General features: G+C 55.4%; 20 protein-coding genes, 1 tRNA gene and 1 rRNA gene. 8 read left to right on the top strand and 14 right to left on the bottom strand.

Annotation, left to right across the window (positions count from 1 at the left end; all coding sequences use genetic code 11):
- The first annotated feature begins 193 nt into the window (after positions 1-193).
- Positions 194-269, top strand: a tRNA-Thr gene (locus M2416_RS19670).
- A gap of 36 nt (positions 270-305) precedes the next feature.
- Positions 306-421, top strand: a 5S ribosomal RNA gene (rrf, locus tag M2416_RS19665).
- Positions 422-692: 271 nt separating this feature from the next.
- Here rrf and M2416_RS19660 read toward each other — a convergent pair.
- The 3 genes from M2416_RS19660 to M2416_RS19650 all read right to left on the bottom strand — a co-directional run bounded on the left by M2416_RS19660 (position 693) and on the right by M2416_RS19650 (position 5,480).
- A complete protein-coding gene (locus M2416_RS19660; RefSeq protein WP_041147475.1) occupies positions 693-914 on the bottom strand; it encodes a lipoprotein in 222 nt (73 codons plus the stop codon).
- 302 nt (positions 915-1,216) lie between these two features.
- Positions 1,217-4,327: an efflux RND transporter permease subunit gene (locus M2416_RS19655; RefSeq protein ID WP_259226355.1), complete on the bottom strand. Its 3,111-nt coding sequence runs from the start codon at positions 4,325-4,327 to the stop codon at positions 1,217-1,219.
- Positions 4,328-4,340: 13 nt separating this feature from the next.
- Positions 4,341-5,480 carry an efflux RND transporter periplasmic adaptor subunit gene (locus M2416_RS19650; protein ID WP_076946527.1) on the bottom strand — a complete coding sequence of 380 codons (1,140 nt, stop codon included), beginning with the start codon at positions 5,478-5,480 and terminating at the stop codon, positions 4,341-4,343.
- A gap of 381 nt (positions 5,481-5,861) precedes the next feature.
- Here M2416_RS19650 and envR point away from each other — a divergent pair, with 381 nt between their 5' ends.
- Complete coding sequence (gene envR / locus M2416_RS19645) at positions 5,862-6,494, top strand: acrEF/envCD operon transcriptional regulator (protein ID WP_259226358.1); 633 nt, start codon at positions 5,862-5,864, stop codon at positions 6,492-6,494.
- A 109-nt stretch (positions 6,495-6,603) separates the two neighbouring features.
- Here the strand turns inward: envR and fis are convergent, their stop codons facing one another.
- The 11 genes from fis to acuI all read right to left on the bottom strand — a co-directional run bounded on the left by fis (position 6,604) and on the right by acuI (position 16,112).
- Positions 6,604-6,900 carry a DNA-binding transcriptional regulator Fis gene (gene fis / locus M2416_RS19640; RefSeq protein WP_003855228.1) on the bottom strand — a complete coding sequence of 99 codons (297 nt, stop codon included), beginning with the start codon at positions 6,898-6,900 and terminating at the stop codon, positions 6,604-6,606.
- Positions 6,901-6,925: 25 nt separating this feature from the next.
- Positions 6,926-7,891 carry a tRNA dihydrouridine synthase DusB gene (gene dusB, locus M2416_RS19635; RefSeq protein WP_041147471.1) on the bottom strand — a complete coding sequence of 322 codons (966 nt, stop codon included), beginning with the start codon at positions 7,889-7,891 and terminating at the stop codon, positions 6,926-6,928.
- Between the two features lie 360 nt (positions 7,892-8,251).
- Positions 8,252-9,133, bottom strand: a complete 882-nt coding sequence (gene prmA, locus M2416_RS19630) for a 50S ribosomal protein L11 methyltransferase (protein WP_259226354.1) — start codon at positions 9,131-9,133, stop codon at positions 8,252-8,254.
- Positions 9,134-9,144: 11 nt separating this feature from the next.
- The gene (panF, locus tag M2416_RS19625) at positions 9,145-10,596 is read right to left on the bottom strand and encodes a sodium/pantothenate symporter (protein ID WP_076946530.1); all 1,452 of its coding nucleotides are present in this window, start codon (positions 10,594-10,596) and stop codon (positions 9,145-9,147) included.
- The gene (locus tag M2416_RS19620; protein WP_041147468.1) at positions 10,586-10,828 is read right to left on the bottom strand and encodes a YhdT family protein; all 243 of its coding nucleotides are present in this window, start codon (positions 10,826-10,828) and stop codon (positions 10,586-10,588) included. The genes panF and M2416_RS19620 overlap by 11 nt, the downstream gene beginning before the upstream one ends.
- Positions 10,829-10,938: 110 nt before the next feature.
- Complete coding sequence (accC, locus tag M2416_RS19615) at positions 10,939-12,288, bottom strand: acetyl-CoA carboxylase biotin carboxylase subunit (RefSeq protein WP_041147467.1); 1,350 nt, start codon at positions 12,286-12,288, stop codon at positions 10,939-10,941.
- A 10-nt stretch (positions 12,289-12,298) separates the two neighbouring features.
- Positions 12,299-12,751, bottom strand: a complete 453-nt coding sequence (gene accB / locus M2416_RS19610; RefSeq protein ID WP_076946532.1) for an acetyl-CoA carboxylase biotin carboxyl carrier protein — start codon at positions 12,749-12,751, stop codon at positions 12,299-12,301.
- Positions 12,752-12,773: 22 nt separating this feature from the next.
- Complete coding sequence (gene aroQ, locus M2416_RS19605; RefSeq protein WP_076946533.1) at positions 12,774-13,226, bottom strand: type II 3-dehydroquinate dehydratase; 453 nt, start codon at positions 13,224-13,226, stop codon at positions 12,774-12,776.
- Between the two features lie 233 nt (positions 13,227-13,459).
- Entirely contained in the window at positions 13,460-14,059 is a 600-nt protein-coding gene (gene msrQ, locus M2416_RS19600; RefSeq protein WP_259226353.1) for a protein-methionine-sulfoxide reductase heme-binding subunit MsrQ, read from the bottom strand.
- Positions 14,059-15,060 carry a protein-methionine-sulfoxide reductase catalytic subunit MsrP gene (msrP, locus tag M2416_RS19595; RefSeq protein WP_076946534.1) on the bottom strand — a complete coding sequence of 334 codons (1,002 nt, stop codon included), beginning with the start codon at positions 15,058-15,060 and terminating at the stop codon, positions 14,059-14,061. The genes msrQ and msrP overlap by 1 nt, the downstream gene beginning before the upstream one ends.
- Before the next feature lie 77 nt (positions 15,061-15,137).
- Complete coding sequence (gene acuI / locus M2416_RS19590; RefSeq protein WP_076946535.1) at positions 15,138-16,112, bottom strand: acrylyl-CoA reductase (NADPH); 975 nt, start codon at positions 16,110-16,112, stop codon at positions 15,138-15,140.
- A gap of 219 nt (positions 16,113-16,331) precedes the next feature.
- Between acuI and csrD the strand changes: the two genes are divergently transcribed.
- The 5 genes from csrD to M2416_RS19565 all read left to right on the top strand — a co-directional run bounded on the left by csrD (position 16,332) and on the right by M2416_RS19565 (position 21,759).
- Positions 16,332-18,272, top strand: coding sequence for an RNase E specificity factor CsrD (gene csrD, locus M2416_RS19585; RefSeq protein ID WP_076946536.1), 1,941 nt, complete (start codon positions 16,332-16,334; stop codon positions 18,270-18,272).
- A 304-nt stretch (positions 18,273-18,576) separates the two neighbouring features.
- A complete protein-coding gene (gene mreB, locus M2416_RS19580; RefSeq protein WP_002918653.1) occupies positions 18,577-19,620 on the top strand; it encodes a rod shape-determining protein MreB in 1,044 nt (347 codons plus the stop codon).
- A 69-nt stretch (positions 19,621-19,689) separates the two neighbouring features.
- Complete coding sequence (gene mreC, locus M2416_RS19575) at positions 19,690-20,682, top strand: rod shape-determining protein MreC (protein ID WP_076946537.1); 993 nt, start codon at positions 19,690-19,692, stop codon at positions 20,680-20,682.
- A complete protein-coding gene (gene mreD, locus M2416_RS19570; RefSeq protein ID WP_041147459.1) occupies positions 20,682-21,170 on the top strand; it encodes a rod shape-determining protein MreD in 489 nt (162 codons plus the stop codon). The genes mreC and mreD overlap by 1 nt, the downstream gene beginning before the upstream one ends.
- 7 nt (positions 21,171-21,177) lie before the next feature.
- Positions 21,178-21,759: a Maf family protein gene (locus M2416_RS19565; protein WP_045856513.1), complete on the top strand. Its 582-nt coding sequence runs from the start codon at positions 21,178-21,180 to the stop codon at positions 21,757-21,759.
- Position 21,760 lies beyond the last annotated feature (1 nt).

Here is a 21,760-nt window from a genome sequence, read left to right as displayed (position 1 = left end):
AAACGCCGTAGCGCCGATGGTAGTGTGGGGTCTCCCCATGTGAGAGTAGGGAACTGCCAGGCATCAAATTAGCAGTATGGCACTGACTTTCGAGGTAGTTTTGCTATTCGACAGAGTAGCAGAACAAAAGCAAATGCTTTTGAACGTTGCGAAGCAACGGCCCGAAAATTATGCCCGGTACCAAATTAAGCGTGCTGATATGGCTCAGTTGGTAGAGCGCACCCTTGGTAAGGGTGAGGTCCCCAGTTCGACTCTGGGTATCAGCACCAGTTTTTAAGTTAGAAAACAGTATTTTAAAGAATTTGCCTGGCGACAAGAGCGCGGTGGTCCCACCTGACCCCATGCCGAACTCAGAAGTGAAACGCCGTAGCGCCGATGGTAGTGTGGGGTCTCCCCATGTGAGAGTAGGGAATTGCCAGGCATCAAATAAAGCAGAAGGCCCAGTCGAAAGACTGGGCCTTTTTGCTTGTCTGCTATTTAATGACGCAGCTTACCGATAAACGGCGGCATAATCTGCTGTAGAACGGCCTGGAATACCGGCGAGCGGCGTATTTCTACGCTCATAGCGCGGTTTTTATACCCTGTCGTCCACGAAAAAAGGGCCCGGTCTCGCGACCCGGCCCTTATTTATATCCGTTTTTATATCCGTTCTCTCACTGGAGAGTAAACCCAATCCAGTGGAACGGTAATGATTAACGGGTCAGTGCTACAATTCCCAGCGTTAATCCAGCCACTGCCGCCGCGCCGCCGGCAATTGCCCCAGCCGTTTCCCAGTTATCCTGAGTTGTGCCTTTCATGCAGGTGTTGGTATGAACTAGCCTGCCTTCAGAATCGTAGACCGGCACGCAGGGAGAGTCATGCGCGCAGCCGGCGAGTAAAGTTGCCAGCAGCGTCACTAAAATAAATTTCTTCATGATATTACCTCTGAATAGTCCGTTTTACTGCATCGGGTGAGATACACGACGGAATAGCCTATTTTACCATCGCTGAAACAGAGGCCTGATAGAGGAAATTATCTCAATTTATGAGCTACGTAAATATCATGGAGATAAGCGGGGAATTGCGTAGAAAAGATGTAGAACAAAATAGTGAAATAAAGCCAGGGGCTGCCGATCTTATCATTATGGAATATAGTGAATTTAATCTAACCAGTTGATTAATATGAATGATGATAATAAAAAAGGCGCCAGCATGGCGCCTTTGAGGAGGAGATGAGCTACTTCCCGCGTCGGGTAAAGCGGCCCCTTACCACCACGAAGAATACCGGCACGAAGAAGATTGCCAGCAGCGTAGCGGTTAACATCCCGCCCATTACGCCGGTGCCCACCGCATTTTGCGCCCCGCTTCCGGCACCATGGCTAATAACTAAAGGCAGCACTCCGAGAATAAAGGCTAATGATGTCATGAGGATCGGACGCAGGCGCATACGCGATGCCTCGAGCGTTGCCTCGATAATTCCTTTACCTTCTTTATCCATAAGATCTTTAGCAAACTCGACGATCAGAATGGCATTTTTTGCCGATAGGCCAATCGTGGTTAATAAGCCGACCTGGAAATAGACATCATTATTGAGCCCGCGAAGCGATGCCGCCAGCAACGCGCCAACAACCCCTAAGGGCACGACCAGCATCACCGAGAAGGGAATTGACCAGCTCTCATAGAGCGCGGCGAGGCACAGGAAGACAACAATCAGGGAGATGGCGTAGAGCGCAGGCGCCTGGTTGCCGGAGAGCCGTTCCTGATAGGACATTCCCGTCCAGTCGTAGCCGATACCGGTTGGCAGCTTATTGGCCAACTGTTCCATCAGGATCATTGCGTCCCCGGTACTTTTACCCGGCGCGGCCTCGCCGAGAATTTCCATCGAAGGCAAGCCGTTGTAACGCTCAAGTCGCGGAGAGCCATAGACCCAGCGCGACGTGACGAACGACGAGAACGGCACCATTTCACCGTTGGCGCTGCGGACATACATATTATTGATATCATTCGGCAGCATACGGAAATGCGCATCAGCCTGAACGTAAACCTTTTTCACCCGACCATGGTCGATGAAATCGTTAACGTAGTACCCGCCGAGGGCGGCAGAAATCGTTTCGTTGATATCCGCTAATGAAATCCCGAGCGCCTGGGCCTTCTCCTGATCTACGTCGAGCTTAAACTGCGGCGTATCCTCAAGCCCGTTTGGCCGCACGCGCACCAGCTGGTCCGGATGCTGCCTGACCATGCCCAGCAGCTGATTACGCGCCTGGGTTAGTGCGCTATGGCCGAGGTTGCCCTGATCGACAAGTTCGAAGTCAAAACCCGTTGCGGTACCGAGTTCGATAATGGCCGGTAGATTGAACGGGAAGACCATGGCGTCCTTAATCTGGCTGAAGGCGACGGTGGCTCGTTTGATAATCGCCTCCACGCCGTTCTCTGCCCCGCTGCGTTGTTCCCACGGTTTAAGGCTGACGAAGGCCATGCCGGAGTTTTGCCCCTGACCGCTGAAGCTAAAGCCGTTGACGGTAAAGACGCTCTCGACGTTGGCCTTTTCATTATGCAGATAGTAGTCGGTAACGGTATCCAGCACTTTCTGCGTTCGCTCCTGCGTAGCGCCGGAAGGCAGCTGGAGCATGGTCATAAACACGCCCTGATCTTCATCCGGCAGGAAGGAGGTTGGCAGACGCATAAAGAGCACGGCCATCCCCACGACGATGAGCAAATAGATAGCCAGGTAGCGTCCGGTACAGCGGAGGATCCTGCTGACGCTGTTGGTGTAGTGGTTAACGCTGCTGTCGAACCTGGCGTTGAACCAACCGAAAAAGCCTTTCTTTTCATCATGGTTGGCGGAAGAAGGCTTTAGCAAGGTGGCACACAGCGCCGGCGTCAGGATCAGCGCAACCAGCACGGAGAGCGCCATGGCCGAGACGATGGTGATAGAGAACTGACGATAAATGGCGCCCGTGGAGCCGCCAAAGAAGGCCATGGGTACAAACACCGCTGACAGCACCATCGCGATGCCAACGAGGGCGCCCTGAATTTGCGACATGGACTTTTCGGTCGCTTCCTTCGGAGAAAGCCTCTCTTCCACCATCACGCGCTCGACGTTTTCCACTACCACGATAGCGTCATCTACCAGCAGCCCTATCGCCAGCACCATTCCGAACATCGTCAGGGTATTAATGGAGTAGCCGAATGCGGAAAGCACCGCAAAGGTCCCGAGTAAAACAACCGGGACTGCGATGGTGGGAATGAGCGTTGCGCGGATATTCTGCAGGAACAGATACATCACGAGGAACACGAGGACGATGGCTTCAAACAGCGTTTTGACCACCTCATGAATCGATATTTTCACAAACGGGGTGGTGTCGTACGGATAGACAACCTTCATCCCCTGCGGGAAATAGGGCTGCAGCTCGGCAAGCTTTGCCTTAATCGCCGCTGCGGTATCAAGGGCATTGGCGCCGGTTGCGAGCTTAATCCCGAGGCCGGAAGCCGGCTTACCGTTAATTTTTGCCACCACGTTGTAGTTTTCGCCGCCCAGCTCGATACGCGCGACGTCTTTCAGATGGACCACCGAACCGTCGGCGTTCACCCGCAGCGTCACCTTGCCAAACTCTTGCGGATCCTTCAGGCGGGTTTGCGCGATGATCGAGGCGTTCAGCTGCTGGCCCGCCACCGCCGGCGTTCCTCCAAGCTGGCCGGCGGCAATCTGATCGTTTTGCACCTGCAGCTGGTTGATGACGTCGACCGGCGTCAGGTTATATTTATTCAGCAGATTGCTATCAAGCCACACGCGCATCGCGTACTGGGCGCCAAACAGCTGCACATCGCCAACGCCATTGAGACGGCTAATCGAATCCTTGACGTTTGAGGCAACGTAGTCAGAGATATCGTCCTGAGCGGTATGGGGATCATCGGAAATGAAGCCTGCAACCAGCAGGAAGCTGCTGCTGGATTTCTCGACGCTTATCCCCTGCTGTTGCACCTCCTGCGGCAGCAGCGGCGTAGCAAGCTGTAGTTTGTTTTGTACCTGGACCTGGGCAATATCCGGATCGGTACCTGACCGAAAGGTCAGCGTGATGGTGACGCCGCCCGCAGAGTCACTGGTGGAGGACATATACATCAGGTTGTCGATACCGTTCATGTTCTGTTCGATAACCTGCGTCACGGTATCCTGTACGGTCTGGGCATCGGCGCCGGGATAGGTGGCGGATACGGCAACGGCCGGAGGAGCAATCGTCGGATACTGCGCAACGGGCAGCTGCATAATCGCGAGGCCGCCGGCGATCATCATGATGATCGCCAGTACCCAGGCGAATACCGGGCGATGGATAAAAAACTTAGACATAGTGATTCATACCTTATTGTGCGACGGGCGCCGCGGTATCCTCTGTGGCCTTCACCGTCGTACCCGGGTGAACCTTCTGCAGGCCGCTGACGACAACTTTGTCACCGCTTTGCAGGCCGCGGGTTATCAACCAACGATCGCCGATTGCCTGGGATGCAATAACGTCGCGGGTTTCAACCTGGCCGTGGTCGTTGACCAGCATGACGGTGGCATCACCGCGCGGGGTGCGGGTTACCCCCTGCTGCGGCACCAGAATCGCCTGCGGATCCACGCCTTCATCGATGCGGGCGCGGACGAACATCCCCGGCAGCAGGCTGTGCTGAGGGTTTGGGAAGATGGCGCGCAGGGTGATGGAGCCAGTGCTTTCATCTACCGTCACGTCGGAGAATTGCAAAGAGCCCTTGAGCGGGTAAAGCTGGCCATTTTCCATGACCAGCTGAACGTTCTGCGTATCGCTGCCGCGCTGCAGGCTCTGCTGCTTGAGGTGCATAAAATCGCTGCTGGATTCAGTGACGTCGACGTAAATGGGGTCAAGCTGCTGGACTGTGGCCATCGCTGCGGCCTGGCCGTTGGTGACCAGAGCGCCCTCGGTGACGCTGGATTTACCGATACGTCCGACGATAGGCGAGGTGACTTTGGTATAGGCAAGATTAATGCGCGCGCTTTCGACCGCCGCTTTTGCCGCCATCACGTCGGCATCGGCCTGGCTGGCCGTTGCCAGCGCCTGATCGTACTCCTGGCGGCTGATGTACTGCGTCCCGAGAAGAGGAAGGTAGCGCTTAACCGTGAGGTGCGCGATGGTGGCTGCCGCGACGGCTTTAGCCTCATCACCCTTCGCGCTGCTGTAGGCGGCCTGATAGGTCGCCGGGTCAATTTGATAGAGCGGCTGCCCCACCTTTACGTCGCTCCCCTCAATAAAGCTGCGTTGCAGGACGATCCCGCTGACCTGAGGACGAACCTCCGCGACGCGAAATGCCGACGTGCGGCCCGGCAGCTCCGTGGTGACGGATAGCGGTTCGCTGCTGACAACGTGGACGGTGACCTGCGGTATTTGTGCCGGCGGCTGCCCGCTGTTTGAATTATCACAGCCGGCGAGCAGGAGCGCTGAGATAATTAGGCTGGATAAAAGTGTAACCCTGGCGTGACTCGTCATTACCGTTCCTTATAGATTTCGCACCCTGTGCGGCTACGCACCTGTGAAAGAAATAGAGAATAAAAAAGCAGACCGGTATCCTACAAATAAACATCGGGGGATGTAAGGAATAGTTATTTTTGGAGTGACGTCAGGGCACGCAAAAACAAAAAAGTGCGAATTTATCTTTTAAGAATGACCTTATTATTAACAACAAGCTTAATAACATTTGCCAAGTGAATGTATTATTATTTATTCATTCTTTATATGTATTGGTTAGGCGTGATATCTCAGTGGGAAATATCTCCATTTTTGCTAAATAATATTACTCAGAGAATGCTAGATTTAATCCCTTCTCAATACTCCCACTATTCCGCTGTTCGGCAGCAGGTGAAGCAATGTATGGTCAGAAAAACAAAAGAAGAGGCGCTACGCACGCGCCAGCTGCTGATTGACGCAGCCATCCAGCAGTTTGCGCTGCGCGGGGTGACGAACACGACGCTTACGGACATCGCCGATGCCGCCGGCGTAACCCGCGGAGCAATATACTGGCACTTCTCGAGCAAGTCACAGCTGTTTAATGAAATGTGGCAGCAGCAGCTCCCGCTGCGAGAGCTTCTTCCTCTGCCGACGTCACAAATATCCGCAAGCGATCTTCTGCATCATTTAAGAGATAAATTTATCCGCGGCCTGCAGTATATTGCCGAGGACCCGCGGCAGCGCGACCTGATGCAGATTCTCTATCATAAATGCGAGTTTTCCTGCGACATGACGCCTGAACAGGATATTCGGCAAAAAATTGGTTTTAGCTATCCCACTATTCGCGAGATTTTAGCTGAGTGTATCCGTAACCGTTTATTACCTGCGGAAACAAATATTGAAATAACGTTAATTATATTACACGGAACCTTTAGCGGTATTATTAAAAACTGGCTGATGGCGCCGCAGCGATTCGATCTCTATCAGCAGGCGCCGCTGCTGGTGGATAATATTATGTCGATGCTCTGCGTACCGAGTCGTCGGACGGCGAGCTAGCTCAGAGGGGTCAGTAGTCTGCTGCGGGAAGGAGGTAAACGCGAGGCAGTAAAAAGGCGCTTCCCCATGCCGAAGAGCGCCTTTTATTCAAGCAATTAACTGACTAGTATCAGTTCATGCCGTATTTCTTCAATTTTTTACGCAGCGTACCGCGGTTGATGCCCATCATCAGGGCAGCACGGGTCTGGTTACCGCGGGTGTATTGCATCACCATGTCCAACAGGGGCTGTTCTACTTCAGCCAGTACCAGCTCATACAGGTCACTAACGTCCTGACCGTTCAGTTGAGCAAAATAGTTCTTCAGTGCCTGTTTAACCGAGTCACGCAGGGGCTTTTGAGTTACCTGATCCTGAGAGTTAACGGTAGAAACGGTCAGTACGTCAGAATTTACGCGTTGTTCGAACATAGTTCTGTCAGCTCTTTATTTCTGTTTACGCAAAATTTTCGAAGTATGCCTCCAACGCCTCCAGCTGATCGCTGGCATCCTCTATGGCGTTGAATGTGCGCCGAAACTGGTCATTTGGAGCGTGCTCCTGGAGATACCAGGAAACGTGTTTACGCGCAATTCGGTACCCTTTTGCCTGACCGTAAAAGTCATGCAATTCCCGAACGTGAGCGCAAAGCAAGCGCTTAACCTCTGCCAACGGCAGGGGGGGCAGCAGCTCTCCAGTGTCCAGATAATGCTGGATTTCCCGAAAGATCCAGGGTCTTCCCTGAGCTGCGCGGCCTATCATAAGGGCATCAGCCCCCGTATAGTCGAGCACAGCTCTGGCTTTAAGCGGGTCAGTAATGTCACCATTCGCGATAATCGGAATGGAAACTTTCTGCTTAACTGCCCGAATACTGTCGTATTCAGCGTCTCCGTTAAACAAACAGGCGCGCGTGCGTCCGTGAATAGTCAGAGCCTGAATGCCACACTCTTCAGCCAGTTGGGCAATTTCTACACAGTTACGGTGTTCCGGCTCCCAACCGGTGCGAATCTTGAGTGTCACGGGAACGTCCACTGCCTTGACGACCGCCGTCAGGATTAACTTCACCTGCTCGGGATGCTGCAAGAGGGCTGAACCTGCGAGCTTGCGATTCACCTTTTTCGCCGGGCACCCCATATTAATATCAATAATTTGGGCACCGCTTTCCACGTTAATACGGGCGGCTGCGGCCATCTCTTCCGGTACGCTACCGGCGATTTGCACGGTACGAATACCGGGCTCATCAACGTGCACCATCCGTAAACGGGACTTGTCGCTCTCCCAAACCTGAGGGTTGGAGGACATCATCTCGGAAACGGTTAAACCTGCTCCCATCTCATAGCACAGCGTCCTGAATGGTCTGTCAGTAATGCCAGCCATAGGTGCTGCGATCAGGCGATTTCTAAGCTGGTAGTGTCCGATGCGCATGAGTTAAGAAATGACCATACTGTGACTGCAAGGCGGCGTATATTACGCATTTTTTGCACGAGATGAAAGGCCAAACTTTGAGCAATCCCCTGTCACAGATCAATGAATCCAGGGGTAACGAAAATGCAATGGATAAATTATCCTATTAATCATTGCGTTAATGCGTAATGGATAATTTGTGTCCAATTATAAAATCGTAAAACTTATCTATTTTTCTTAGAAAAATGGGGTCATTGGCGGCATAAAACGCTGTTTTTGTAGCCAAAAAATCGCTTCGTAATGCGATCTGGCTCCCATTTCTTGACGTCATTTGGCCGCTACTGGAAACAAAAATGCGGCCCGCAGGCCGCATTTACGCTATTATTTGCGCTGGCCGGTAATCCGGCACCACTCTTCTTTTTCAACCACCGGGTCGAGATTAAAGCGGTCGGCGTAGGCTTCACAGACGCCGTCAGCCTGGCTGGCAAGGATCCCGGAGAGGCCCAGCAGACCGCCTGCAACGGGCAGGACGCTGATTAACGGAGCCAGCTCGCGTAACGGGCCGGCCAGAATGTTGGCGACCACGACGTCGGCGCTGAGAGCCTCTGGCTGATCCTGGGGTAAATAGAGCTCCAGACGATCCGAGACGCCGTTACGCTCGGCGTTATCACGGCTGGCCTGAATCGCCTGCGGATCGATATCAATACCGATGGCCTTCGCCGCGCCGAGCTTCAGGGCAGCAATCGCCAGGATGCCGGAACCGCAGCCGAAATCAATAATCGTTTTACCCGCCAGATCCAGCCCATCGAGCCACTGCAGGCACAGGGAGGTCGTCGGGTGGGTACCGGTACCGAAGGCGAGGCCCGGATCGAGCATCACGTTCACCGCGTTGGCATCCGGCACTTCGCGCCAGCTTGGGCAAATCCACAGCCGCTCGCCGAAGCGCATCGGGTGGAAGTTATCCATCCATTCGCGCTCCCAGTCTTTGTCTTCCAGCTGCTCGATTTTGTGCGCGAAGCCGGCGCCCAGAAGAGGATGCTGCTCAAGAATGGCAACGACTTCGTTCATGTCGCTCTCTGCGTCGAACAGGCCGGTCACGTCGGTGTCGCCCCACAGGCGGGTTTCCCCCGGCAGCGGTTCGAATACCGGCGTATCGTGGGTATCCTGGAAGGTGATAGAGACGGCACCGACCTCCATCAGCGCATCGCTTAAATCTTCAGCGTGTGCGCCGGTGGTGTTTAGTTTCAGTTGGATCCATGGCATAGCAAAACTCTTTATTTATCAGTAGTCATAATAGGGGCTGGTGGGACGGGCTGACCGAAACGGTTGCCAATCACAAAAGCCAGCAAGCTTAACAGCAGCGAGGGCACAATCGGATGAAAGCCCAGGTACTGAATATTGAATGTCGCCAGCACGGCGTACAGCACGCCGCCAACGATCATGGCGCTGAGGGCGCCGGTAGCGTTAGCGCGCTCCCAGTACAGGCCCATCACCAGCGGCCATAAGAACACCGCTTCCAGGCCGCCGAAGGCCAGCAGGTTGAGCCAGATGATCATCTCGGGCGGCCGCCAGGCTGCCAGCATCATCAGGATCCCAATGACCAGGGTAGTGGCGGTGGAGATCCTCTTCAGCTTTTGCTCATTATGCTTTTTGGCAGGCTGAGCGCTGAGCCAAAGATCTTTAATGATCGTAGCCGATGCCTGCAATAAGTGGGCGTTAACGTTCGACATGATCGCCGCCATTGGCGCCGCCAGGAACAGGCCCGCGGCCCACGGTGGCAGCACCTGAACCATCAGCGTTGGGATCACCTGATCGGGAACGGTGAGGTGCGGCAGAACCGCGCGACCCAGCGCACCCGCGAGGTGCATGCCAAACATCAGCAGCGCGACGACCACGGTACCGATGATGATCCCCCGGTGAACGGCTTTGCTGTCTTTATAAGAAATGCAGCGTACGGCGGTATGCGGCAGGCCGATAACGCCGAAGCAGACCAGCACCCAAAACGAGGTCATAAAGGTCGGGGTTAGAATGCCGTCTACGCCGTGCGGCGATACCAGCTGCGGATCTATCTTCTGTAAGGTATCAACCGCGTGATGCAGACCGCCCGCAGCGTGGACAACCCCGACCAGCAGCACGATAGTGCCGATCAGCATGACCATACCCTGCATGGTGTCATTGAGCACGCTGGCGCGAAAACCGCCGAACGCGGTGTACAGGGCAATGGTGATCCCGAAGATCAGCAGGCCGTTTTCATATTTGATTCCCGCCGCAGTCTCCAGCAGGCGCGCGCCGCCGATAAACTGCACGGCGATCGCCCCGACGAAGGCAACCAGCAGGCTGATGCTGGCGATCCAGACGACGGCGCGGCTTTGATAGCGGGCCTGCAGCATGTCGTTGAGGGTGATGGCGTTATAGCGTCGCGCCAGAATGGCGAATTTTTTACCGAGGATCCCCAGCGAAAGCCAGATCGTCGGCACCTGGATCATCGCCAGCAGCACCCAGCCGAGTCCGTACTTATAGGCAGCCCCGGGCCCGCCGATAAACGAGCTGGCGCTGATGTAGGTGGCGGTGAGCGTCATGGCCAGCACGAAGCCGCCCATGGAACGGCTGCCGAGGAAATACTCGCTGAGAAAACTGCCGCTGCTGCGTTTGCGCATGGCGTAAAGCGACAGGCCGAAGACCACGAACAGATAGGCAATCAGGATGACGATGATTTCAAGCTGCATCGCTATCCTCCAGAGGAATGTCGCGGAATACGAAACGCACCATCGCCCAGCACAGCAGGATAAATATCAGAGGCACCAGCAGGCAGGCCATTTCGAACCAGTGCGGCAGCCCGGTTATGCCGATTGCGCTGTCCGGGAGATAGGCAGCAGCCAGCCAGGCGGCAAGATAGAGAAGGGTCAGCCACAGCGCCCAGCGCGCTTCTTTGTGGGCCTGAACAAACCGATTGTCCATTTTTTAGTCCCAGGAGGATGAAGAAAGCGGGGATTGTACCGCATGGAAAAGATGAGGGGAGAGAAAAAGAAAAAAGGCCGGATTATCCGGCCTTTTGCAGCGATGCAGGATTATTTTTCCTGCATACCGAGCTTTTTCTCCAGATAGTGGATATTGGTACCACCATGCTGGAAGTGCTCGTCATTCATGATGCGAATCTGCAGATCGACGTTAGTTTTGATGCCGTCGATGATCAGCTCCTGCAGCGCATTTTTCATGCGTGAAATGGCCACATCACGGTTTTCGCCGTAGCAGATAAGCTTGCCGATCATTGAGTCATAGTACGGCGGCACGGTGTAGCCGGCGTAGATATGAGACTCCCAGCGAACGCCAAAACCGCCCGGCGCGTGGAAGCGGGTAATTTTACCCGGGCTCGGCAGGAAGGTATTCGGGTCTTCGGCGTTAATACGGCATTCAACCGCATGGCCACGCACCTGAACTTCTTCCTGCTTGATGGACAGCGGCTGGCCTGCGGCAATCCGCAGCTGCTCTTTAATCAGGTCAACGCCGGTGATCATTTCTGTTACCGGGTGTTCAACCTGAATACGGGTGTTCATTTCAATGAAGTAGAACTCGCCGTTTTCGAACAGGAACTCAAAGGTACCCGCCCCGCGATAGCCGATATCGACGCAGGCCTTGGAGCAGCGCTCGCCGATGTAGCGACGCAGTTCCGGAGTAATACCCGGCGCCGGCGCTTCTTCGACAACTTTCTGGTGACGACGCTGCATGGAGCAGTCGCGCTCAGCCAGATAGATAGCGTTACCCTGGCCATCAGCCAGTACCTGGATCTCGATATGACGAGGATTTTCCAGGTATTTCTCCATATACACCATGTCGTTGCTGAAAGCGGCTTTCGCTTCAGCTTTGGTCATGGAGATGGACTGCGCCAGCTCGGCATCGCTGCGCACAACGCGCATGCCGCGACCGCCGCCGCCGCCGGAGGCTTTGATGATAACCGGGTAGCCGATGCGTTTCGCATGGGCGCGGTTAGCGTCCATGTCGTCGCCCAGCGGGCCATCGGAGCCAGGAACGGTCGGTACGCCGGCTTTCTTCATGGCGGTAATCGCCGACACTTTGTCGCCCATCAGACGAATAGTATCAGCCTTCGGGCCGATAAAGATAAAGCCGGAACGTTCAACCTGCTCAGCAAAGTTGGCGTTTTCCGAGAGGAAGCCATAGCCCGGGTGAATCGCCACCGCGCCGGTGATTTCAGCCGCGCTGATGATCGCCGGGATATTCAGGTAGCTCTTAATGGACGGAGCCGGGCCAATACAGACCGTCTCATCCGCTAACAATACGTGTTTTAAATCGCGATCCGCAGTGGAGTGTACAGCAACGGTCTTGATGCCCAGTTCTTTACAGGCACGCAGGATACGCAGTGCAATCTCGCCACGGTTGGCGATAACAATTTTATCCAGCATGTTCGCCTCGTTACTCGATGACTACCAGCGGCTCGTCAAATTCTACCGGTTGGCCGCTTTCGATCAGAATGGCTTTCACCACGCCGGCTTTGTCGGCTTCGATCTGGTTCATCATTTTCATTGCTTCGACGATGCACAGAGTGTCGCCCACGTTGACTTTCTGGCCGATTTCCACAAACGCTTTAGCGTCCGGGCTCGGGGTGCGGTAGAAAGTACCGACCATCGGGGAACGTACGATGTGACCACTGATTTCCGCTTTCGCCGGAGCTTCTGCCGGTGCTGCGGCAACAGGTGCCTGTGCCTGCATCATCGGAGCGGCATAAGCCTGCTGCATCACTGGATAGCCGGTGTTCGGAGCCGAGCGGCTGATGCGCACAGACTCTTCACCTTCAGAAATTTCCAGTTCGTTGATGCCAGACTCTTCGACCAGCTCGATCAGTTTTTTAATCTTACGAATATCCATGAGTGGGTTCCGTACTCTTTGTTTAGTGTGATTGTGACAGGCGTTTTACCGCCGTCTGTAAAGCGTATGAATAACCGTCCGCCCCCAATCCACAGATAACGCCTGCGGCGATATCCGACAGATAAGAGTGATGACGGAATGGTTCGCGGGCATGCACGTTGCTCAGGTGGATCTCGATAAACGGGATACTCACCGCAAGTAGCGCGTCGCGGATTGCCACGCTGGTGTGCGTAAACGCGGCCGGATTAATCAGGATATAGTCGACAGCGTCTTTAGCCTGATGAATTCGGTCGATTAACGCGTACTCCGCGTTTGATTGCAGGTGATCCAGCGCCACGTTCAGAGCCGCAGCTTCTGATTGCAGACGGTTAACAATCTCAGAAAGCTTGAGGGTGCCGTACTTCTCAGGCTCGCGTGTACCAAGCATGTTAAGGTTGGGTCCATTCAAAAGCAAAATGCGAAACTTGTCAGCCATTGTGCGGCTATCTCCTGCCATTCTCGGGTAAAAAACAAAATATACCTTCGAAACGCGCTTGTCACCTTTTCAGGGCGTAAAAACCCCTCCAGGAAAACCAAAGTCGCACATTATAACGATTTCGTAGCATTTGGCAGCTAAATACTGGTCTTATCAGGGAAGATTATCAACCGCTATCGTTAAATGAGTCGCGGTTGATAAAAGATCTGCGGGAAACTGCACATATCCGGGGATTAGCGCCACCACTGACGGAACTTCTTGTAACGCCACGCCAAAAGCACAACCGCCAGCCCGGCATATATCAACGGCTGTGGGGATAATATCTTCACGGACCATAGATAGTGGATGGGCGCAAGGATCGCCACCAGATAGACGAAGTTATGCAACGTTTGCCAGCGACGGCCTAATTTTCGCTGCAGCGCCTGCGTCGAGGTGACCGCCAGCGCCAGCAGGGTAAGCCAGCTGATAAACCCCAGCGTCAGATAGGGCCGGCTCATCAGCTCAGAACCCAGCAGCGCCAGATTGTTAATCCCGAGTTCCAGCAGCGTATAGCTGGTCAGGTGCAGCGTCGCCCAGGCAAAGCACCACAGTCCCAGCAGGCGCCTGGTACGAATCAACAGCGGCTGTTTAGCGTAGCGCGCCAGCGGCGATACAAGCAAGGTTGCCAGCAGAAATTTAAGAGCCATCCTACCGGTAAAGTGTTGAATATCCTTTGCCGGGTCGGCGCTGAAATACCCCTGCTGCGCAGCCCAGAATAGCCAGAGAAAGGGAAGAAACCCGGCCAGATGGAGCATAACCTTAAGCCAGGTAATCTGTTTTACGTTCAGGCGCACTAGTAATTCTCCCGCAAATTCAGGCCCCGGTAGAGCGAAGCCACTTCGTCAGCATAGCCGTTGAACAGCAGCGTCGGCTGGCGCTTGACGTCCAGCACGCCTCCGGAACCGATAAAGCGTTCCGTTGCCTGCGACCAGCGGGGATGATCGACATGCGGATTGACGTTGGCGTAAAAGCCGTATTCATCCGGTCCCGCCAGATTCCAGGTGGTCGGCGGCCGCTCGCGGGTGAGTTCGATACTGACAATCGACTTAATCCCTTTGAAGCCATACTTCCACGGAACCGTCAGGCGCACCGGCGCGCCATTCTGCGGCGGCAGCGCCTTACCGTAGACGCCCACGCTCAGCAGGGTGAGGGGATGCATCGCCTCATCCAGGCGCAGGCCTTCGACATAAGGATAGGCCAGGCCGCCGCCGATGAAGCGATCCTTCTGCCCCGGCATCTGGTCGGGGGCATAGATGGTTTTAAATGCCACGTAGCGGGCGCTGCTGGTGGGCTCAACCAGCGCCAGCAGCTTATGCAGCGGGAAGCCAACCCACGGCACCACCATCGACCAGGCTTCGACACAGCGCATCCGGTAAATGCGCTCTTCGAGCGGAAAGCGGGTGGTCAGATCGTGATGATCGAGCGTCAGCGGTTTAGCAACCTCTCCGCCGATGGTCAGCGTCCACGGATCGGTTTTCAGGCTGCCGGCGTTGGCCGCGGGATCGGCTTTATCCAGACCGAACTCATAGAAGTTGTTGTAGCCGGATACCTTATCCTCCGGAGTGAGCGTTAGCGCGTTTTGCCATTCGGCGGGTTTGTCGAAAGTCAGTGCTTTGCCGGCCGGCGCGGGAGGGCGGTCGTGGCCTTTGAACCAATCGAGAAGATCGGCTTTTGCCGTGGGGGAAAGGGAAAGGGCCGTTGCGGTAATCCCCAGCGTTTTCAAAACCTGGCGACGCTGCAGCATAAAAACGGATTCTGCCGTGACGTCGGCTTCCGTTAGTTTTTTGTGTTTCATGACATCCTCCGGCATGCTTTTTCCTAAGCATGACGGAGGCGGAGAGTTATCGCGAATATGTCACGAAAAATTGCATATTAGGCGATTTTCACCAGCGTCCGGCCCTGGATTTGGTTAGCCATAATCTTATCGGCAAAGGCCGGCGCTTCGGCGAGCGTAATTTCCGTCGCGCTTTGCGCGTAGAACGACTCAGGCAGATCGCCAACCAGCCGCTGCCAGGCCTGAGCCCGGCGCGCGGGCGGAGTCATTACCGAATCAACGCCCTGCAGGCGGACGTTACGCAAAATAAACGGCATCACCGTCGTCGGCAGAGCAAAGCCGCCGGCCAGGCCGCAGGCGGCTACGCAGCCGCCGTAGTTCATCTGTGCCAGCACTTTCGCCAGCACCTTATCGCCGACGGTATCGACCGCACCGGCCCACAGCTGTTTCTCCAGCGGACGGGTTTCGGCAAACTCCTCGCGCCCAACGATCCGCTGCGCGCCCAGCGCTTTCAGATAATCATGGGTGCTTTCGCGACCAGAAACGGCGACCACCTGGTAACCCAGGCGATGCAGCAGGGCGACCGCGGTGCTACCGACGCCGCCGCTGGCGCCGGTGACGACAACCTCCCCGTCCTCGGGACGAATGCCGGCATCTTCCAGCGCCATCACGCACAGCATGGCGGTGAAGCCGGCGGTACCGATGGCCATCGCTTTACGACCGTCCAGCCCTTCAGGCATCGCAACCAGCCAGTCGCCTTTGACGCGCGCCTGCTCGGCCAGGCCGCCCCAGTGATTTTCGCCGACGCCCCATCCGGTGAGAAGCACCTGCTGGCCTGCATGGAAACGCGGATCTTCGCTGGTATGGACGATACCGGCAAAATCGATGCCAGGAATCATCGGAAAGTTGCGGATGATTTTTCCGCTGCCGGTGATCGCCAGCGCGTCTTTATAGTTGAGGCTGGACCACTGAATATCGACGGTCACATCGCCCTGCGGCAGCCGGCTGGCGTCGATGGTTTGCACCGAAGAGATTGTTTTGCCATCCTGCTGTTCTAATATTAAAGCCTGCATATGCGGGTCCTTATTGGTACAAAGATTGGAAAAATTTTTCTGCAGACTATACTCGCTATCGGCATTATTACGCCGATACAACGCAATAAATTGCCAGATACGTCAGCTTTGATAGTATGCCTCGCACTTTAAAAAGTTAGTGCTTACTTTGGGGAAAGCGCCAGTACCGGAGTCCGAATATTCATCGGGCAGTCATTCACACGCGGAGTTAACACAGGGATGCGATTAACGACGAAATTCTCAGCATTTGTCACGCTGCTTACCAGCCTGACTATCTTTGTCACGCTTATTGGCGCGTCGCTGAGTTTTTATAACGGTATTCAGCAAAAAATGGAGAATCGCGTCCAGGCCGTAGCGACGGTGCTGGATAACCGCCTGATCTCTTCATCCTTTGCCCGGCTTGAACCACAGATGGATGAGCTGATGACGCCGGTCGACGTTGTGCAGGTTGATTTTCTCCTTAACGGCAAATCGGTGTACAGCCACGCGCGTAGCGACAGCTACCGCCCGCTGGGGAGTAATAACCAGTTTCGGGAGATCACGGTCCCGTCGCTAAAGCACCCCGGCATGACGCTGCATCTGGTCTATCTGGACCCGATGGTTAACTATTTCCGCTCGCTGCACGTGACCGCACCGCTTTCTATCGCCATTGGCTTTATGGTGCTGATGATCTTTTTTTCCGTTCGCTGGATCCGTCGTCAGCTGTCCGGGCAGGAGCTGCTGGAGCTGCGGGCGACGAGGATCCTTAACGGCGAGCGCGGGCCTCAGGTGCGCGGATCGGTGCACGAATGGCCGGTGAGCACCAGCAGCGCGCTGGATATGCTGCTATCCGAGCTGCAGTTTGCCAGCGATCAGCGAAGCCGTATGGATACGCTTATTCGCTCCTATGCCGCTCAGGACACCAAAACCGGCCTCAATAACCGCCTGTTCTTTGATAACCAGCTTGCCACGCTGCTGGAAGATCAGGAAAAGGTCGGTTCATACGGCATTGTGATGATGATCCGCCTGCCGGAGTTCGATTTGCTGCGCGATAACTGGGGGCGCGCCGCAGCGGAGGAGCATTACTTCACGCTCATCAACCTGCTTTCTACTTTTATTATGCGCTATCCCGGCGCGCTGCTGGCGCGTTATCACCGCAGCGATTTTGCCGTCCTGCTGCCGCACCGCACCCTGAAGGAGGCGGACAGCATCGCCGGGCTGCTGCTGAAGGCGATGGACGCGCTGCCGCCCACGCGCATTCTTGACCGCGATGACATGATGCATATCGGTATTTGCGCCTTCCGCAGCGGACAGACCACGGCTCAGGTGATGGAGCGCGCGGAAGCGGCAACGCGCAACGCGGTTCTGCAGGGAAGCAATAGCTGGGCGGTTTATGACGATTCGCTGCCGGAGAAAGGGCGCGGCAACGTGCGCTGGCGCACGTTGATTGAACAGATGCTCAGCCGCGGCGGACCACGGCTCTATCAGAAGCCCGCGGTGAATCGCGACGGTCGCGTCCATCACCGTGAGCTGATGTCCCGCCTGTATGACGGTACGGAAGAGGTGATTGCGGCGGAATATATGCCGATGGTGCAGCAGTTTGGCCTGGCGGAAGAGTATGACCGCCTGCAGATCACGCGGCTGCTGCCATTTTTAGGCTTCTGGCCGGACGAAAACCTCGCTTTACAGGTGACGGTGGAGTCGCTGATCCGTCCTCGATTCCAGCGCTGGCTGCGCGATACTTTGATGCAGTGTGAAAAATCGCAACGTCAGCGCATTATTTTTGAACTTGCAGAGGCAGATGTTTGTCAATATATCGGCCGGCTGCAGCCGGTTATGCGGCTGGTTAACGCTTTAGGTATTCGAGTCGCCGTGGTTCAGGCCGGATTAACGCTGGTTGGAACCAGCTGGATCAAGCAGTTGGACGTTGAAGTCATCAAGCTACACCCGGGACTGTCGCGTAATATTGAAAAACGCAGTGAGAACCAGCTGCTGGTTCAGAGCCTGGTGGAGGCCTGCAAGGGTATGCCGGTCCAGGTTTTTGCTACCGGAGTACGCAGTCGTAGCGAGTGGCAGGTCCTGTCTCAATGCGGTGTTACCGGTGGCCAGGGGGAATTTTTTGCCGCCTCACAGCCACTTGACACAAATGTGAAAAAATATTCGCAAAGATACTCGGTTTGATCTGCCGTTTAGCGTGATTTCACGTAGAATAACGCGCGCCATAGTGAAGGGGGTGTGCTTGTCTACCTGCCGGATTATCGCAATGTAAATGCCAGTAAATGACCTTTGACAGGTTGCAAATTGAAGCGTGGAGCGCTGCTGAAGTTTTCAGCACTGAACGGAGCCGGAAAATTTGTAACAAAGGAAATGAACTGCACTAATTTTCACCGTAGCAGATGATTTTTGCGCCTTGTCGCTGCTGCGTGTGGTTGGTAAAGTAAGCGGATTTTGTTTTCCGCCCCAGCTTTCAGGATTATCCCTTAGTATGTTAAAAAAATTTCGTGGCATGTTTTCCAATGACCTGTCCATTGACCTGGGTACCGCGAATACCCTTATCTATGTAAAAGGACAAGGCATCGTATTGAATGAGCCTTCCGTTGTGGCCATTCGTCAGGATCGTGCCGGATCGCCGAAAAGCGTCGCCGCTGTCGGTCATGAAGCGAAGCAGATGCTCGGGCGTACACCGGGCAACATCGCGGCGATTCGCCCGATGAAAGACGGCGTTATCGCCGACTTCTTTGTTACCGAAAAAATGCTGCAACACTTCATCAAACAGGTGCATAGCAACAGCTTCATGCGTCCGAGCCCGCGCGTTCTGGTATGTGTACCGGTTGGTGCAACCCAGGTTGAACGTCGTGCCATCCGCGAATCCGCTCAGGGCGCTGGCGCCCGTGAAGTCTTCCTGATCGAAGAGCCGATGGCGGCTGCGATCGGTGCTGGCCTGCCGGTTTCTGAAGCAACCGGTTCGATGGTTGTGGATATCGGCGGCGGTACCACCGAAGTGGCGGTTATCTCCCTGAACGGCGTGGTTTACTCCTCTTCCGTGCGTATCGGCGGTGACCGTTTCGATGAAGCCGTGATTAATTATGTGCGTCGTAACTACGGCTCCCTGATCGGTGAAGCGACGGCAGAACGTATCAAGCATGAAATCGGCTCCGCTTATCCGGGCGATGAAGTGCGTGAAATCGAAGTGCGCGGTCGTAACCTGGCTGAAGGCGTTCCACGCGGCTTCACCCTGAACTCGAACGAAATTCTCGAAGCGCTGCAGGAACCGCTGACCGGCATCGTTAGCGCGGTGATGGTTGCTCTCGAGCAGTGCCCGCCAGAGCTGGCTTCTGATATCTCCGAGCGCGGTATGGTCCTGACCGGCGGCGGTGCGCTGCTGCGTAACCTCGACCGCCTGCTGATGGAAGAGACAGGTATTCCTGTCGTAGTTGCAGAAGATCCACTGACTTGCGTCGCGCGTGGCGGCGGTAAAGCGCTGGAAATGATCGATATGCACGGCGGCGACTTGTTTAGCGAAGAGTAGTCAGCCGAAGGTCTGGGGTGGCTCAAGGGTTGCCCCTGGTCTTAACTGACACGAGAATACGCATAGCCTATGAAGCCAATTTTTAGCCGTGGCCCGTCGCTACAGATTCGCCTTATTCTGGCGGTTCTGGTGGCGCTTGGCGTGATTATCGCCGACAGCCGCCTGGGTACGTTCAGCCAGATTCGAACGTACATGGATACAGCCGTCAGTCCTTTCTACTTTATTTCTAACGGTCCTCGGGAATTGCTGGATAGCGTATCGCAAACGCTGGCCACCCGCGATCAGCTCGAACTGGAAAACCGCGCGCTGCGTCAGGAACTGCTGCTGAAAAACAGCGACCTGCTGATGCTGGGCCAGTACAAGCAGGAGAACGCGCGTCTGCGTGAACTGCTGGGCTCCCCGCTGCGCCAGGATGAGCAAAAAATGGTGACTCAGGTCATCTCAACGGTTAACGATCCCTACAGCGATCAGGTGGTTATCGATAAAGGCAGCGTCAGCGGCGTTTACGAAGGCCAGCCGGTTATCAGCGATAAGGGCGTTGTCGGTCAGGTTGTTGCCGTCGCGAAGATGACCAGCCGCGTGCTGCTTATCTGTGACGCCACCCATGCGCTGCCGATTCAGGTGCTGCGCAACGATATCCGCGTGATTGCCGCCGGTAATGGCTGCACTGACGATCTGCAGCTGGAGCATCTGCCGGCGAATACCGATATTCGCGTCGGCGACGTGCTGGTGACTTCAGGTCTTGGCGGCCGTTTCCCGGAAGGGTATCCGGTGGGCGTGGTCTCTTCCGTCAAGCTGGATACGCAGCGCGCGTATACCGTTATTCAGGCTCGCCCGACCGCGGGCCTGCAGCGTTTGCGCTATCTGCTGCTGCTGTGGGGGGCCGATCGTAACGGCTCCAACCCGATGACCCCGGAAGAGGTTCATCGCGTCGCCAATGAACGTCTGATGCAGATGATGCCGCAGGTTCTGCCCGCGCCGGATGCCGTCGGGCCACAAATGCCGGCTCCCGCAACCGGCCTGACGCCACCTGCTAAACCTCTGCCTGCAGGGGGGCAATAGTGGCAAGCTACCGTAGCCAGGGACGCTGGGTTATCTGGCTCTCGTTTCTTATTGCACTCTTGCTACAGATCATGCCCTGGCCGGCGGACATCAGCGTCTTCCGGCCAAACTGGGTGCTGCTTATCCTGCTGTACTGGATCCTCGCGTTACCGCATCGGGTGAACGTCGGCACGGGCTTCGTGATGGGCGCCGTTCTCGATCTCATCAGCGGCTCGACGCTGGGCGTTCGCGCGCTATCGTTAAGCATCATCGCTTATCTGGTCGCTCTGAAATATCAGCTGTTCCGCAATCTGGCGCTCTGGCAGCAGGCGCTGGTGGTGATGATGCTCTCCCTCGCGGTGGACATCGTTGTTTTCTGGGCAGAGTTTTTAGTGATCAACGTCTCTTTCCGTCCGGAAGTGTTCTGGAGTAGTGTAGTAAACGGTGTGCTCTGGCCATGGCTATTCCTGCTGATGCGTAAAGTGCGTCAGCAATTTGCGGTGCAATAAGGTTGATATGACAACTCTGTATCTTGCTTCAGGTTCTCCACGTCGACAGGAGCTGTTGACTCAGATGGGACTCTCCTTCGAGCGCGTGGTTCCCGGTATTGAGGAGCGACGCCAGCCGCAGGAGAGCGCTCAGCATTACGTCACTCGCCTGGCGCGTGAAAAAGCGCAGGCCGGCGTTGCGCTGGCATCGCGCGATCTGCCGGTGCTGGGGGCGGATACCATTGTCATCCTTAACGGCGAGGTGCTGGAAAAGCCGCGCGATGCCGCGCATGCCGCAGAGATGCTGCGCATGCTTTCCGGGAAAACGCATCAGGTGATGACCGCGGTTGCCCTGGCGGATAAGCAGCAGGCGCTGGACTGTCTGGTGGTAACGGAGGTGACCTTCCGCCTGCTGAGCGAGCAGGATATCGCCGGCTACGTCGCCAGCGGCGAACCTTTAGATAAAGCAGGTGCATACGGTATTCAAGGGCTGGGTGGCTGTTTTGTCAGGAAGATTAATGGCAGCTATCACGCCGTAGTCGGCTTACCGCTGGTAGAAACGTATGAGTTGCTGAGTAACTTTAACTCACTGCGTGAAGAAAAGGGATAAA

Source organism: Klebsiella sp. BIGb0132 (genome assembly GCF_024810075.1).
Classification (GTDB): Bacteria; Pseudomonadota; Gammaproteobacteria; order Enterobacterales; family Enterobacteriaceae; genus Klebsiella; species Klebsiella terrigena.
This window is presented reverse-complemented; position numbering and strand designations above follow the sequence as displayed.